This is a genomic window from Bradyrhizobium sp. BR2003, assembly GCF_009720285.1.
Taxonomy (GTDB): domain Bacteria; phylum Pseudomonadota; class Alphaproteobacteria; order Rhizobiales; family Xanthobacteraceae; genus Bradyrhizobium; species Bradyrhizobium elkanii.
The window spans coordinates 40,508-54,159 of sequence record NZ_SMYJ01000040.1 but is presented as its reverse complement, the minus strand read 5'-3'; the positions used below and the strand labels follow the sequence as shown (position 1 = coordinate 54,159).

14 protein-coding genes are annotated in these 13,652 nt (G+C 65.3%); 7 read left to right on the top strand and 7 right to left on the bottom strand.

Annotation, left to right across the window (positions count from 1 at the left end):
• The first annotated feature begins 28 nt into the window (after positions 1-28).
• Together E2I15_RS32985 and E2I15_RS32980 are read left to right on the top strand one after the other, a co-directional pair.
• Complete coding sequence (locus E2I15_RS32985) at positions 29-949, top strand: polyprenyl synthetase family protein (protein ID WP_137482853.1); 921 nt, start codon at positions 29-31, stop codon at positions 947-949.
• Positions 950-967: 18 nt separating this feature from the next.
• Positions 968-1,648, top strand: a complete 681-nt coding sequence (locus tag E2I15_RS32980; RefSeq protein ID WP_018269206.1) for a DUF1345 domain-containing protein — start codon at positions 968-970, stop codon at positions 1,646-1,648.
• An 84-nt stretch (positions 1,649-1,732) separates the two neighbouring features.
• Here E2I15_RS32980 and E2I15_RS32975 read toward each other — a convergent pair whose 3' ends face one another.
• Positions 1,733-2,167: a GFA family protein gene (locus E2I15_RS32975; RefSeq protein ID WP_137482854.1), complete on the bottom strand. Its 435-nt coding sequence runs from the start codon at positions 2,165-2,167 to the stop codon at positions 1,733-1,735.
• Between the two features lie 100 nt (positions 2,168-2,267).
• Between E2I15_RS32975 and E2I15_RS32970 the strand changes: the two genes are divergently transcribed.
• Positions 2,268-2,642, top strand: a complete 375-nt coding sequence (locus E2I15_RS32970) for a nuclear transport factor 2 family protein (RefSeq protein WP_137482855.1) — start codon at positions 2,268-2,270, stop codon at positions 2,640-2,642.
• Positions 2,643-2,750: 108 nt separating this feature from the next.
• On the top strand, positions 2,751-4,358 hold the full coding sequence (locus E2I15_RS32965) for a Na+/H+ antiporter (protein ID WP_137482856.1): 1,608 nt from the start codon (positions 2,751-2,753) through the stop codon (positions 4,356-4,358).
• 146 nt (positions 4,359-4,504) lie between these two features.
• On the opposite strand, the gene E2I15_RS32960 is transcribed toward E2I15_RS32965, so the two are convergent.
• The 3 genes from E2I15_RS32960 to ispG form a co-directional block, all read right to left on the bottom strand.
• A complete protein-coding gene (locus E2I15_RS32960) occupies positions 4,505-5,845 on the bottom strand; it encodes a Rieske 2Fe-2S domain-containing protein (protein WP_137482857.1) in 1,341 nt (446 codons plus the stop codon).
• A 123-nt stretch (positions 5,846-5,968) separates the two neighbouring features.
• Positions 5,969-6,862, bottom strand: a complete 894-nt coding sequence (locus E2I15_RS32955; protein ID WP_028343560.1) for a TauD/TfdA dioxygenase family protein — start codon at positions 6,860-6,862, stop codon at positions 5,969-5,971.
• A gap of 252 nt (positions 6,863-7,114) precedes the next feature.
• Entirely contained in the window at positions 7,115-8,404 is a 1,290-nt protein-coding gene (ispG, locus tag E2I15_RS32950) for a flavodoxin-dependent (E)-4-hydroxy-3-methylbut-2-enyl-diphosphate synthase (protein WP_137482858.1), read from the bottom strand.
• A 259-nt stretch (positions 8,405-8,663) separates the two neighbouring features.
• Between ispG and E2I15_RS32945 the strand changes: the two genes are divergently transcribed.
• Positions 8,664-9,539 (top strand): sulfurtransferase, encoded by an 876-nt coding sequence (locus tag E2I15_RS32945; RefSeq protein WP_137482859.1) that lies wholly within the window; start codon positions 8,664-8,666, stop codon positions 9,537-9,539.
• Between the two features lie 283 nt (positions 9,540-9,822).
• Here E2I15_RS32945 and E2I15_RS32940 read toward each other — a convergent pair whose 3' ends face one another.
• The 3 genes from E2I15_RS32940 to E2I15_RS32930 form a co-directional block, all read right to left on the bottom strand.
• On the bottom strand, positions 9,823-10,011 hold the full coding sequence (locus tag E2I15_RS32940; protein WP_137482860.1) for a hypothetical protein: 189 nt from the start codon (positions 10,009-10,011) through the stop codon (positions 9,823-9,825).
• Between the two features lie 119 nt (positions 10,012-10,130).
• Entirely contained in the window at positions 10,131-11,087 is a 957-nt protein-coding gene (locus E2I15_RS32935) for a DMT family transporter (RefSeq protein ID WP_170991753.1), read from the bottom strand.
• 240 nt (positions 11,088-11,327) lie between these two features.
• Positions 11,328-11,816: a Fur family transcriptional regulator gene (locus E2I15_RS32930; protein ID WP_026191999.1), complete on the bottom strand. Its 489-nt coding sequence runs from the start codon at positions 11,814-11,816 to the stop codon at positions 11,328-11,330.
• Between the two features lie 168 nt (positions 11,817-11,984).
• On the opposite strand from E2I15_RS32930, the gene E2I15_RS32925 reads away from it, so the two are divergent.
• Together E2I15_RS32925 and E2I15_RS32920 are read left to right on the top strand one after the other, a co-directional pair.
• Complete coding sequence (locus tag E2I15_RS32925; protein WP_085970781.1) at positions 11,985-12,464, top strand: MarR family winged helix-turn-helix transcriptional regulator; 480 nt, start codon at positions 11,985-11,987, stop codon at positions 12,462-12,464.
• Positions 12,457-13,629, top strand: a complete 1,173-nt coding sequence (locus E2I15_RS32920) for an HlyD family secretion protein (RefSeq protein ID WP_137482861.1) — start codon at positions 12,457-12,459, stop codon at positions 13,627-13,629. The genes E2I15_RS32925 and E2I15_RS32920 overlap by 8 nt, the downstream gene beginning before the upstream one ends.
• The last annotated feature ends 23 nt before the right edge of the window (positions 13,630-13,652 follow it).

The window sequence follows — 13,652 nt, the reverse complement described above, 5'->3', positions numbered from 1 at the left end:
CCGCAAATCGATCTGGAGCAATTCTTAAATGACGACCGGTACTGCAGAGTTTTCCAAGCGGCTGGACCAGACCGCGGAGGATACCGAAGCCCTGCTCGCCAATCTGCTGTCCGACGCGACCGAAAGCGATGAGATCGTGCGCCCGAAGCGGCTGATCGAGGCCATGCGCTATTCGAGCCTCGGCGGCGGCAAGCGGCTGCGGCCGTTCCTCGTGGTCGAGAGCGCGGCGGTGTTCGGCGTCCCGCGCGAAGCCGCCCTGCTGGTCGGCGCAGCGCTCGAATGCATCCACTGCTACTCGCTGATCCACGACGACCTGCCGGCGATGGACAATTCCGATCTGCGCCGCGGCCGCCCGACCCTGCACAAGGCCTATGACGACGCCACCGCGATCCTTGCCGGCGACGCGCTGCTCACCATCGCCTTCGACATCATCACCCGCGATGCGATCCACAAGGACGCCCAGGTCCGCCTGCTCCTGACCCGTGCGCTGGCGCGCGCCTCCGGCATCGGCGGCATGGCCGGGGGCCAGATCCTCGACCTCGCCGGCGAAGGCCGCTTCGGCGACCGCGAGCCGGTCGACGTCGCGCGCGTGCAGCAGATGAAGACGGGCGCGCTGCTCCGCTTCGGCTGCATCGCCGGCGCGATCCTCGGCCAGGCCTCGCAGAAGGAATACCAGGCGCTCGACGATTACGGCAAAGCGCTCGGCGAAGCCTTCCAGATCGCCGACGATCTGCTCGACGTCGAGGGCGACGCCGCCGCGCTCGGCAAGCCGGCCGGCGCTGATGCCGCGCTCGGCAAGACCACCTTCGTCACCCAGCTCGGCATCGATGGCGCCAAGCAGCGCGTCCGCGACCTCCTGGCGCGCGCCGACGCCGCGCTGTCGGTGTTCGGCGACCGCAGCGACGTGCTGCGCGCGGCAGCCCGTTTCGTCGCCGAGCGCAAGAACTAGCCGAAGGCAACGCGCGAAATGAACAGGGAGATCGACGACCGCCTTGTTCGCTTCCGCAAGCTGCCGCTGCCGGTCCGCGTCGTCGTGGGCCGGCCGCGTACCTTCGGCTCGATCGCGTTCGGCGTCCTCGCTGCGCTATTGGTGCCGGGAGCACCGCGCATCGTCACGCGCCTGCTCGCGGGCTGGGATGCCTTCGCCGCGCTCTATCTCGTGCTCGCCTATGTGATGATGCTGCGCTGTGGCGTCGCCCATATCAAGCGAAGCGCCATGCTGCAGGACGATGGCCGTTTCCTGATCCTGCTGCTGACCGCGTTCGGCGCGCTGGCGAGCCTCGCAGCCATCGTGTTCGAGCTCGGCGCATCCAAAGGCAGCCCTGCCGGACTGACGCTGGCAATCGTCACCATCACGCTGTCATGGACGATGGTCCACACCGCGTTCGCGCTGCACTACGCCCATGAGTATTATCGCGGCAAGACGCCCGGCGGATTGCAGTTTCCGAGCGGCGAGGAGCATGTCGACGCCGATTACTGGGACTTCGTCTATTTCTCGTTCGTGATCGGCATGACGGCGCAGGTCTCCGACGTCGGCATCACCGACAAGATCATCCGCCGCACCGCGACCGTGCACGGCATCATCTCGTTCGTGTTCAACACCGCGCTGCTCGCCCTGATGGTAAACATCGCCGCGAGCGCGATCTAGCTGCGCCGCCGGTACATGATGAGATGCCGTGCGCAAGGCGGTCGGCAAGGACGACAAGCTACACGCCGATGACGTCGCGCGAATCTATTCCCCGCCTTGCGTCACGTGCTCCTGATATTGCGGCAGATCGTCCGATATCGCGTACCACGGCGCCTTGGAGCCGACGAAGATGTGCGCGGTCGGCCGGATCGCCGGCGCGTCGCGCAGCGTGCCCATCGCGACATGGACATAGGCGCCGGCGCGGACCTGCGAATAGAGCAGCGAGCCGCAGCGGCCGCAATGCGCGTCGTGGGTGAGCTCATCGCCATAGATCAGGAGCCCGTCAGCGCCGCTGACCACGGTGAATTTGTCGCGCGCGATTCCCGCGAACGGCTTGAACGCCGAGCCCGTAGTGCGCCGGCAGTTCGAACAGTGACAATTGAGCGCATAGGCAAACGCGTCGGCCACCTCGTAGCGCACGTCGCGGCAGAAGCATTCGCCGGTCAAGATATGCTCGTTCGAATTTGCAGATGCGGTCACAACTTACTCCTCACGCGGAATTTTGCTGCCGGCCATGGCGCAATCCGGCGGTTCATGCCTAAATCCTACCCCGATCCAATGCTGCCGGGAGGACCAACCAATGAGCCAAGATCGATCCAGCGTCGAAAGCGTCGTGCAAACCTATTTCGACGGTCTCTACGAGAGCAATGCCGACAAGCTCGCCGAGGCTTTTCATCCGAGCGCCGATTTGCGCTGGGTTGAGAAAGGCGAGCTGAAGGTCCTGACCGTGCCGGACTGGCTTGCGTTGGTGCGCAAGCGCACCTCGGCGAAGGCCGAAGGCAAGGCGCGCGAGGATTTTATCGTCACCATCGACCGCTCCGACGACAACACCGCCTTCATCAAGGTGCGCTGCCAGCTGCCGCCGCGCTATTTCACCGACTATCTGGTGGCGATGAAGCTCGCCGACGGCTGGCAAATCGTCTCGAAATCGTACCGCTACGACCTCAGGGATTGATCGACCGGGAGCTGCGCGCTCCGCGACGGCTTTGTGACACGCCCCCGCGGTCCGGCTCCGGCCGGACCGCATTGACTGGCGGTGGTTTCCGGGCGAATTGAGCCCGTTATGGAAGCCAAGTTTCAGATTTTTCTCACTTTGCTCGGCGTGCTGGCGGGAACCGCCCTGGTCGCGCGGCGGACCGATATCGCGCCCGCGATCCTGCTGCTGCTGGTCGGCATCGTGCTCGCCTTCGTGCCGGGCATGCCGTCGCTGGAACTGCCGCCTGAGCTCGTGCTGCTGGTGGTGCTGCCGCCGCTGATCTATTCGGCGAGCGTTGCGATGAGCTGGCGCGAGTTCAAGGCCAACCTGCGGCCGATCATCCTGCTGTCGGTCGGCTGCGTGATCTTCACCGCCTTCATGGTCGCAACCGCGACCCATTATCTGATCGGCCTGCCCTGGAGCATCGGCTTCCTGCTCGGCGCCATCGTCGCGCCGCCGGACGTGGTCGCGCCGCTGGCGATCGCCCGCAAGCTCGGCATGCCCCGCCGCATCCTGGTGGTGCTCGAGGGCGAAGGGCTCGCCAATGACGCGACCGCGCTGATCCTCTACCGCTTCGCGCTCGCCGCGATCACCACCGGGCTGTTCTCGCTGCCGAAGGCGACCGGCACGTTCCTCGTCATCGTCGCCGGCGAAATCGCGTTCGGCACCGCGGTCGGCTGGCTCAGCCTGCGTGCCCGCCGCCGCGCCAGGGATCCGCAGGTCGAGATCACGCTGTCGCTGATCACGCCCTATCTCGCCTACTGGATCCCGGAGCATTTCGGCGGCAGCGGCGTGATCGCGACCGTCGCCTGCGGCCTCTACATGAGCTGGAACGGGCCGCTGCTGATCTCGGCCGCGACGCGCCTGCAGGGCATCTTCTTCTGGGACCTGATCATCTATCTGATCGAGGGCCTGCTGTTCCTCTTGACCGGCTTCCAGATGCGTTCGCTGTACGAGAGGTCGAAGTCGTTTCCGCTGCACGACATCCTCACCGCCACCGTGCTGGTCGCCGTGATCGTGATCGTCGCGCGCTTCGTCTGGGTGTTTCCCGGCACCTATCTGCCGCGCTGGATCAGCGCCCAAGTGCGCGCGCGCGATCCGCTGCCGTCGTGGCGGGCGGTGTTCGTGGTCGCCTTCACCGGCGTGCGCGGCGCGGTCTCGCTCGCCGCGGCGCTGGCGCTGCCGCTGACCTTGCCCGGCGGCGACGCCTTCCCGTATCGCGACCTGATCCTGTTCGTCGCCTTCGGCGTGATCTTCGTGACGCTGGTCGGGCTCGGCCTCACTCTGCCGCTGGTGGTGCGCTGGCTCGGCCTCGCCAAGGACGGCCGCAGCGAGCACATCGCCGAGCACGAGCAGGAGATCGCGGCGCGACGCGAGGCGCTGAACGCCGCGCTGAAGTCGCTCGATGCCATTACTGACGACCGCGAGCTCTCCGACGAGGTGATCAAGCTCTTGCGCTCGCGGCACGAGATCCGCATCAACCAGCTGCCCGACTCGCTCAACCCCGACACCCACGACGTCTCCGCCACCGGCACCGAGCTGACGCGGGAGCTGATCGCCTCCGAGCGCAAGTTCATCCACATGCTGCTGCGCGACGGCAAGATCACCGACGAGACCAGGCGGCGCATCGAGCGCGACCTCGACCTCGAGGAAGCCAGCCTCGCCAACCGCGAGTATCGAAGGATTCCGTTGTAGCCCCGATGTCGTCCCGGGCAAGCGAAGCGCGACCCGGGACCCATAACCATCGTTGCCGGTTTGGCGAAGGTTGGGGCCACAGCGTGGCATAGTAGCGAATAGCCGTGGTTATGGGTCCTCGGCCTTCGCCGGGACGACGGCGGTGATCACTCCGCGGCGGCGTTCTGGCCGGGACCGCCGACGAAGCCGGCGGGATCGCCGAACCGTTCGATCATCACAGCGGTGAAGTCCTTGGTCTTGCTGGTGACACAGGCGCCGGAGCGCACGGTGTAGCGATCCTGGTGCTGAGCATGCGGCGGCGCCTCGCCCTGTTGCAGCGCGCGGGCCGCCTCCATCATGAGCTTGCGGAAATGCATGATGCCGAGATCGGTCGGGCCGAGATGCTCGCGGGTGCGATCGGCGATCGGGCCCTGGCTGTCCTGCACCGCGGCGTCCTGTTCGGAAACGCCCTTGATACCGGTATAGCTCTTGGTCCGCTGCAGCTTGCGGTCGATCAGATAGTCGTTTGCCTTGTTGCGCAGCGGCACGTAGTTCTCGTCGACCACAGCCATCACGCCATTGCCGTTGGCGTAGCCTTCACGCTCGGCATCGGTCAGCGGGCGGTGCGGATTCCACGCATAGGTGTAGATCCAGCAATTGGTGTCGGTGACCGGCACGAAGGTCTGGCCGAACATGTTCTCGCCCGGCATCGAGCTCGGCGCGTAGCTGTGGAACGGCATCAGGAACTGGGCGATGCGCCAGTAGATATTGTCGCTGCCGGTGAGCCGTCCGCCCGCCACCGTGAGGCCCGCCTCATGCGGATTGATCTTGATCACCGGGCGCGGGTCCTCGGCGATCCAGCGCATGTGATCGGTCGCGACCCGCGTCAGCGGGTTCACGAAATGCTTCTTGATGTCGAGGATCTCGTTCTCCTCCTTCTCGAAGGAGAGATGCGCGAAGGTGAAATGCGCGGTGTCGATCGAGCCTTCCACCGCCTGCACCCAGTTGCAGTCCTGCCACTTCTTGGTGACGAAGCGGTGCGAGGCCGGCAGCAGCGCCATCTCCAGCGCCGGCAGTTCGGGCATCTGATCGGCCGGGCCCATATAGGCCCAGATCATGTCGCCCCATTCGCGCACCGGATAGGACTTGATCCGGATCAGGTCCTTTGCGTTGAGGTCGGGATACGACGTCGGCATGTCGACGCAGCGGCCGTCGGTGTCGAACTTCCAGCCGTGATAGACGCAGCGGATGCCGCATTCCTCGTTGCGGCCGAGCCAGAGATTGGCGCCGCGATGCGGGCAGTATTGGTCGATGACGCCGACCACGCCCCTCGTGTCGCGGAAGGCGAGCAGCTCCTCGCCCATCACCACGATCTTCTTCGGATCGCTGTCCGGCTCCGGCAGTTCCTCCGACAGCAGCACCGGAATCCAGAACCGCCGCAGCAATTCGCCCATGCCGGTCCCCTCACCGGATTCGGTGAGGAATTTGTTGTCCTCGGCGCGAAGCATGGGCGGTCTCCCGATTTTGTTTTCGTTTCATTTGCAGGATGGGTGGGGCGAAGCGAAACGCATCACTTGCATCCAAGCGGCGAGATGATGGGTTTCGCCCCGCTCACCATCCTGCGCAATTCCTCACACCGGCCGCTCTCCCTTCACGGTCACGCGGGTGCCGGAGCGGGTGTGCGGCCAGTAATCCCACATCGCGCGATGCTGGGCGCAGCGGTTGTCCCAGAACGCGATCGCGTTCTCGGTCCAGCGAAAGCGGCACTGGAACAGCGGGTTCTCGGCGTGCTGGTAGAGATAGGCCAGCATGGCGTCGCTCTCGTCGCGCGGGATGCCGACGATGAAGCGGGTGAAGCCGCGATTGACGTAGAGCGATTTCTTGCCGGTCACCGGATGGGTGCGGACCACCGGATGCTCGGCGCGGGGATATTCCCGCTTGTCGGCGACGCCGTAGTTCGCATAGAGCCCGCGATAGGTCTGCTCGCCGTCATGCAGCGCGGTCAGCCCGTCGAGATAGGCCTTCATGCGGTCCGACAGCGCCTCATAGGCGGCATACATGTTGGCGAACAGGGTGTCGCCGCCGCGCGGCGGGCACTGCTTGATGTATAGGATCGAGCCCATCGGCGGCTCGAGGTCGCATGACACGTCGGTGTGCCAGCCCTCGCCATTGGCGCGCGGCGAATCCTTGTCGGCGTAGATCTTCATCAGCGCCGGATCGCCCTCATTGGGCGCGGCGGGATGCACATGCAGCTCGCCGAACTTGCGGCCGAAGGCGAGATGCTGGTCGGGGCTGATGTGCTGGTCGCGGAAGAAGATGACGAGGTTTTCGGCGAGCGCGCGATGGATCTCGTCCATCTGGCGGTTGGAGCGCGCATCGTCGCCGACGAGCTTGCCGATATCGACGCCGGAGATCTCCGCGCCAATGATCGGCGTCAGCTTCTCGACGCCGATGGTCTCATAGGGCTCGGATTGGTCGGCGAGGTGGCGGTAGCGCGGGCCTTGCTTGCCGGACAGCGAGCTCATGGGCGTTCTCCCAATCATTCTTGATTGGGGACATGGTAACGCGCATCGACGGAAGCGCAATCTGCGCCCCAAACATATCTGTCGTCCCGGACAAGCGCAGCGAAGCGGAGCGCAGATCCGGGACCCATAACCACGGGTTCAGCTATTGCGAAGGCTGGTAACCCACATCTCGCTCCACAACCACCGTCTGTGGTTATGGGTCCCGGCCTTCGCCGCGACGACGGTTGAGTGTGGGTCACGCGCGGAGTGAAACTACTCTGCGGCGCCGGCCTGCTCCGGCAGCTTGGCGCCGTTGCCGTAGCGCTGGTCGATATAGTCGATCACCAGTGCCTTGAAGTCGGCGGCGATGCCGGGGCCGCGCAGGGTGCGGAACTTCTTACCGTCGACGAAGACAGGCGCGGCCGGCGCTTCGCCGGTGCCGGGCAGCGAGATGCCGATATTGGCATGCTTGGATTCGCCGGGGCCGTTGACGATGCAGCCCATCACGGCGACGTTGAGCTGCTCGACGCCCGGATATTTGGTCTTCCAGGCCGGCATCTCGTCGCGGATGAAATCCTGGATCGAGCGCGCCAGCTCCTGGAACGTGGTCGAGGTGGTGCGGCCGCAGCCCGGGCAGGCCGCAACCAGCGGCACGAAGGTGCGGAAGCCCATGGTCTGCAGCAATTCCTGCGCGACCTGCACTTCCAGCGTGCGGTCGCCGCCGGGCTCCGGCGTCAGCGAGATGCGAATGGTGTCGCCGATGCCCTGTTGCAGCAGGATGCCGAGCGCGGCCGAGGAGGCCACGATGCCCTTCGAGCCCATGCCGGCCTCGGTGAGACCGAGATGGATCGCATAATCCGAACGGCGCACCACTTCCTGATAGACCGCGATCAGGTCCTGCACGGCGGAGACCTTCGCCGACAGGATGATCCGGTTCTTCGGCATGCCGAGCTCTTGCGCGCGCGCCGCCGACAGCAGCGCCGACTGCACCATCGCCTCGCGGGTCACCGCGCGGGCATCGCGCGGATTGGCGGAGGCCGTGTTCTCATCCATCAGCTTGGTGAGCAGCTCCTGGTCGAGCGAGCCCCAATTGGCGCCGATGCGCACCGGCTTGTCGTTCTTGTTGGCGATCTCGATGATGTCGGCGAACTGCGTATCGCGCTTGTTCTTGAAGCCGACATTGCCGGGATTGATGCGGTACTTGTCGAGCGCCTCGGCGCAGGCCGGATATTCGGCGAGCAGCTTGTGGCCGATATAGTGGAAGTCGCCGATCAGGGGCGTGGTGATGCCGCGCTTGCGCAGGCCGTCACGGATGTGCGGCACCGCAGCGGCGGCTTCCTCGCGGTCGACGGTTATGCGCACCATCTCGGAGCCGGCGCGGGAGAGCGCGGCAACCTGGGCGATGGTGCCGTCGACATCGGCGGTGTCGGTGTTGGTCATCGACTGCACGACGATCGGCGCGCCGCCGCCGACGGCGACGTTACCGACCATGACCTGCGTGGTTTGGTGCCGCGGCGCGGGGCCGGCGACGTCGTCCTGCGGCAAAATCTCGGGCTTGTTCATGGCGTCTCGAATATCAGGTTTTGGTGACATTCACCAAGGGGGCGATGGGCCGCGCGCAAGACGGGCCAAACGGTGATGTTTCGGAGTGAATTCAACAGCTTATGGCGCCGATTGAGGCCAAACGCAAGCCATGCAGCGGCGTCCTGCATGCCCAGCTATATTGGACCGGATTGGGGTGAATCAAAGGGCAAAGTGACAGCTTTTCATGTGATCTCGCGCATCTTAGCATTGCCTTAAGATCATTCCGGGAGGACGTGAAATGGCCGGCCACAGCGAGCTGATCACCACGGCGGAACTTGCCGAGATCCTGACCGGGCCGGACCTTCGCCTGTTCGACTGCACGACCTATCTGGAGCCTGCCCCTGCCGGCAGCAACGTTCCGTATATTGTCGTCTCGGGCCGCCAGACGTTCGAGGCCGGCCACATCCCGGGCGCGAATTTCCTGGATTTGCAGGCCGAATTCTCCGAGGCCCGTACCGAGCTGCGCTTCATGATGCCGCCGACGGCGCAGCTCGAAGCCGCGTTCGGCCGCCACGGCATCTCGGCGAAGAGCCGCGTCGTGCTCTATTCGATCGGCACCGCAATGTGGGCGACGCGGTTCTGGTGGATGCTGCGCTCGCTCGGCTTCGAAGGTGCCGCGGTGCTCGACGGCGGCATCGACAAATGGACCGCCGAGGAACGCGACATCGAGACCGGGCTTGCCGGCGGCTATCCGCCGGCGACGTTTCCGGCGCGGCCCAAGGACGGCATGTTCGTCGACAAGCATGACGTGCTCGCCGCGACCACGGAGGGCGACACCGTCATCGTCAATGCGCTCGGCCCGCAATTCTACAAGGGACTGGAGCCGAGCCGTTACGGCCGGCCCGGCCGCATTCCCGGCAGCGTCAGCGTGCCGGCGGCGACCTTGATCGATCCCAAGGCCAAGACGTTCGTGCCGCTTGAGGAGGCCGAAGCAACCTTCGTCGCGCAAGGCATCACCAGGGACAAGCGCGTCGTCGCCTATTGCGGCGGCGGCATCTCCGCAACCATCGACCTGTTCCAGCTGCACCGGCTCGGCTACGACAATCTCTCGCTCTACGACGGCTCGATGGGTGAATGGGCGAAGGATGCAGAGTTGCCGATCGAGACGGGGTAGCGGGGGCAAGCGCGGCTCTCTCCACGCGTCGTCCCGGCGAAGGCCGGGACCCATAGCCCCAGGATTGGGTGGTGAGGAAAGCTGGGGCCCCGGCGTCGCGCAACAATCACCTTCGGTGGTTATGAGTCCCGGCCTGCACCGGGACGACAGCGAGCATGTGGCGACGCCTGTGAGTCATATCTCGACGTTCTCGCGACATGCCCAGCTCTGCATCTCGTTCCGCCCTCTCCTCATTGACAACTCCTGCTGAGTTGTCCGTCGGGAGGCACCAAGCAACAGACGCTCAAGCCGGCTTCCTGACGATCTCAAGGCCTCGTGCCGCCAATTCCTTCAGGATGCTCCTTGCCAAATGGGAGCACTCATCCGGCTTGATCCAGCACGCGCTCCGCCAGTCCGGATCATCCTCCTTGGAGTATGCGGTGAACGCGGAGCGAATACCGGCTTCAATTGCATCGGTGGCATCGATTGGCATCAGCGCGCCTCCACGGCCTTCCTCCCATGGGAGGCTTCACGGAGTATCGGTGGCAGTGTTGATGTAGATCAACACCGCATCAAGCGGCCTCAATTCGCCGCCGATGATGTGCCGCGCTCTCACGCCGGCACGTTGGGATCCGGCGTCACCTTCGGGTCGGGCTTGTTGACGAGATAGAGGCCAGCGATCACCAGCAGCGCGGCGACGCCGAACACCGCCGTCAGGGTGTCGTGCATGATGAAATAGGCCGCGACGACGCCGAACAGCGGCGTGACGAAGGTGAAGGCGGACAGCTTGCTCGCGGAGTAGGTTTTCACCATCGCAAACCAGATCACGAACGTGCAGCCCACCACCCAGACCGCCTGATAGGCGAGCAGCGAGATCGACAGCGCGCTCGGCACATGCTCGATGCGCTCGCCCGCGATCCAGGCGGCGAGGCCGAGGATCGGAATCGAGATCGCGACCTGGTAGCCGAGCGCCTTTTCCGGAGCCGCCTTGCGTAGCTGTGTGCCCTTGGCGACCAGCGTGGTTGCAGCCCACAGCGCGCCGCCGCCGACCACCATGAGGTCGCCGAGCAGCACCTTGGCATCGACGTTCGGCTGCGGCACGCCGATCGCCAGCGCGACGCCGGCAAAGCTCAGCGCAAGGCCGCTCCACTGCACGGTCGAGAGACGCTCGCCGAGGAACTGGTGCGAGCCGAGCGCGACGAAGAACGGCGCGGTGTAGAGGAACACCGAGGCACGCGACGCCGAGGTGAAGACCAGCCCGGTGAAGATCAGCACGAACTCGCAACCGAACATCAGCCCGGCGATGATCCCGGGCACGAGGGTGCCGTCGCGCTCGAAGAATTTGACGCCGCGCAGGTGGCCGACGATCAGCATCACCGGCAGCGCGCCGGCGGAGCGGATCAACGCCTGCAACATCGGCGGCACGTCGGGCAGCGCGAGTTTCACCGCAAGCTGGTTGAAGCCCCAGCTCACGCACAGCATCAGCATCACGGCGATGGCGCCGGGCGGCAGCCCGTGTCCGACGCTGACGGGCCTCGTGACGCTGGCGGAGATCGCTTGGGTCGACATGTTTCCTCGCGGGCCGGCCTATCGGCCTGTTATTGTTGCTTAGCAGGGACCTCAGGTGCTCGTTGCTTTCTTACCTCTCCCGCTCGCGGGGGAGGTCGACGCGCTCGCCAGAGCGCGGCGGGTGGAGGCTCTCTCCACGACGCGACTCGTGGAAAGAGCCTCCACCCCAACCCTCCCCCGCAAGCGGGAGAGGGAGCAGAGCGAGTTCGCGGCGATCGTTCGCTCCAGTCGCATCAGCCATCACGTCTTCTGGCAATGCGCGCAGGTGCCGGCGATCTCGACGACGGAGAGTTTCGGGATGAACCCCGAGGCCCGCGCCGCCGCGGTCAGGCTTTGCGCGACCGGTGCGGCCGGGATCTCGCCGACCGAGCCGCAATGGTCGCAGATCAGGAACGCCACCATCGAGGTCTCGTCATGGTCATGCGCGCAGGCAAGGAAGGCGTTGCGACTCTCGATGCGGTGAACGAGGCCATTCTCCATCAGGAAGTCGAGCGCGCGGTAGACGGTAATCGGTGCCGGCCGCGGCATCGTCTTGGCCAGTTCGTCGATCACCTCATAGGCGCCGAGCGGCCGATGGCTCGACAGCAGCGCCTGCAGCACCTGACGGCGGATCGGGGTGAATTTCTGGCCGCGACGCGCACACACCTGCTCGGCATGCGCCATCGCGTCCGCGGCGCAGCGGCCGTGATCGTGGTCGGGGGCAGGAAATGTCGGCTTGGCCAGGCTCATTGCCCCGATATGTAGCATTTGCACGCCCGTTCCCAAAGCCCGGCAGCCCAGCCCCGGTCCGCCGCCGCGTTGCAGCCATGCCCGCAAAGCGGGGCAGCCTCGCGTTAACCCGGCATGCAGAAATTATAAGCAAGCTTATTATATCCCAAGCTTATGGAGGCAGGATCGATGCGCGGTTCCGTGGACACGGATTTCTTGTTTACGCTGGGCGAAGTGTTCCGGCTGATCCGGGTCTATGCCGACAAGGAGGCCGCACGCTACGGCATCACCCGCGCGCAATGGGCCGTGCTGTCCAAGGTGGAACGCCAGGAAGGGCTGAAGCAGACCGAGCTCGCCGAGCTGCTCGAGGTGCAGCCGATCACGCTGACGCGGCTGATCGACAAGCTCTGCGACAATGGCTGGATCGAACGCCGCAGCGACGAGAACGACCGCCGCGTCAACCGCCTCTATCTGAAAAAAGCCGCGCGCCCGCTGCTCGGCAAGCTCGCCGGCCTCCGCTCCGAACTCACCGCGACCGCGCTCGAGGGCATCAGCCCCGCTGACGCGTATCGCCTGCTCACCCAATTGGAATCGATCAAGGAAAACGTTCGCAATGCCGTCCAAACCCCAGCCGGCGAGCCCTCCCGAAAGGAACAGCGCTATGGCTGAACCCGTCCTCAAGCTGGCCCCCGAGCAGAAGAGCAATCCGGGCGAGCCTGCGCCGTCGGGCAAGGCCAGCCGCGCGCCGCGTCGTCGCCTGATGGCGGGCCTGCGGCGCTATCGCCGCACGCTGCTGCTGGTCGTGCTGCCGACGCTCGCTGCGATCGGCGGCATCGTGTTCTATCTCAATGGCGGCCGCTATGTCGGCACCGACGACGCTTATGTCGGCGCGCAGAAGGTGCTGATCACGCCGGAAATCTCCGGCAAGATCGACAAGATCGTCGTGAAGGAAGGCCAGCACGTCAAGAAGGGCGATGAGCTGTTCGAAATCGACCCGGTGCCGTTCCGCCTCGCGGTGGCGCAGGCCAAGGCCGCGCTCGACCAGACCAGGACCACCTATGACAACCTGGTCGACAACATCAAGATCAACGGCAGGATGCTGGAATTCGCCCAGCAGAGCATCGAGTTGAAGAAGCGCGACGTCGAACGCAAGTCGACGCTGGCCAAGCAGAATTTCGGCTCGCAGCTCGACCTCGACAACGCGGCGAATGCGCAGGTGACGGCCGAGAGTCTGGCGCAATACATCAGGCAGCAGATCTCCAAGGACAAGACGCAGCTGCTCGGCGATATCGACCTGCCGATCGAGCAGTTCCCGCCCTACGCCCAGGCCAAGGCCAAGCTCGACGACGCCCAGCGCAATCTCGACCACACCGTGCTGCGCGCACCTATGGACGGCGTCGCGACCCAGGTCGACCAGATCCAGCTCGGCCGCTTCGTCGCCGCCGGCTCGCCGGTGTTCTCGATCATCGACGTCGACCATCCCTGGGTCGACGCCAATCCGAAGGAGAGCGACTTCACCTATGTCGCGGTCGGCCAGCCGGTTGAACTCGATGTCGACGCGTTCCCGAACCATCGGTTCAGGGGCAAGGTCGGCTCGCTGTCGCCCGGCACCGGCGCGCAATTCGCGATCCTGCCGCCGCAGAACGCGACCGGCAATTTCGTCAAGGTGGTGCAGCGCGTCCCGGTGCGAATCTACTTCGACGAGAACGATCCGTTCGTGAAGAAGCTGAAGGCCGGCATGAGCGTCTACGCGACGATCGACACCAACCACCGCCGCACGCTGGCCGGACTGCTCGGGCTGGCGCCGGCCTCGGCGCACCCGGACCACGAATAGAATAGGTGAGATAAGGCCGAACC

Coding starts and splice junctions, on each gene's coding strand:
- E2I15_RS32985 (WP_137482853.1), top strand. CDS start 29: ATGACGACCGGTACTGCAGAGTTTTCCAAGCGGCTGGACCAGACCGCG.
- E2I15_RS32980 (WP_018269206.1), top strand. CDS start 968: ATGAACAGGGAGATCGACGACCGCCTTGTTCGCTTCCGCAAGCTGCCG.
- E2I15_RS32970 (WP_137482855.1), top strand. CDS start 2,268: ATGAGCCAAGATCGATCCAGCGTCGAAAGCGTCGTGCAAACCTATTTC.
- E2I15_RS32965 (WP_137482856.1), top strand. CDS start 2,751: ATGGAAGCCAAGTTTCAGATTTTTCTCACTTTGCTCGGCGTGCTGGCG.
- E2I15_RS32960 (WP_137482857.1), bottom strand. CDS start 5,845: ATGCTTCGCGCCGAGGACAACAAATTCCTCACCGAATCCGGTGAGGGG.
- E2I15_RS32955 (WP_028343560.1), bottom strand. CDS start 6,862: ATGAGCTCGCTGTCCGGCAAGCAAGGCCCGCGCTACCGCCACCTCGCC.
- ispG (WP_137482858.1), bottom strand. CDS start 8,404: ATGAACAAGCCCGAGATTTTGCCGCAGGACGACGTCGCCGGCCCCGCG.
- E2I15_RS32945 (WP_137482859.1), top strand. CDS start 8,664: ATGGCCGGCCACAGCGAGCTGATCACCACGGCGGAACTTGCCGAGATC.
- E2I15_RS32940 (WP_137482860.1), bottom strand. CDS start 10,011: ATGCCAATCGATGCCACCGATGCAATTGAAGCCGGTATTCGCTCCGCG.
- E2I15_RS32935 (WP_170991753.1), bottom strand. CDS start 11,087: ATGTCGACCCAAGCGATCTCCGCCAGCGTCACGAGGCCCGTCAGCGTC.
- E2I15_RS32930 (WP_026191999.1), bottom strand. CDS start 11,816: ATGAGCCTGGCCAAGCCGACATTTCCTGCCCCCGACCACGATCACGGC.
- E2I15_RS32925 (WP_085970781.1), top strand. CDS start 11,985: ATGCGCGGTTCCGTGGACACGGATTTCTTGTTTACGCTGGGCGAAGTG.
- E2I15_RS32920 (WP_137482861.1), top strand. CDS start 12,457: ATGGCTGAACCCGTCCTCAAGCTGGCCCCCGAGCAGAAGAGCAATCCG.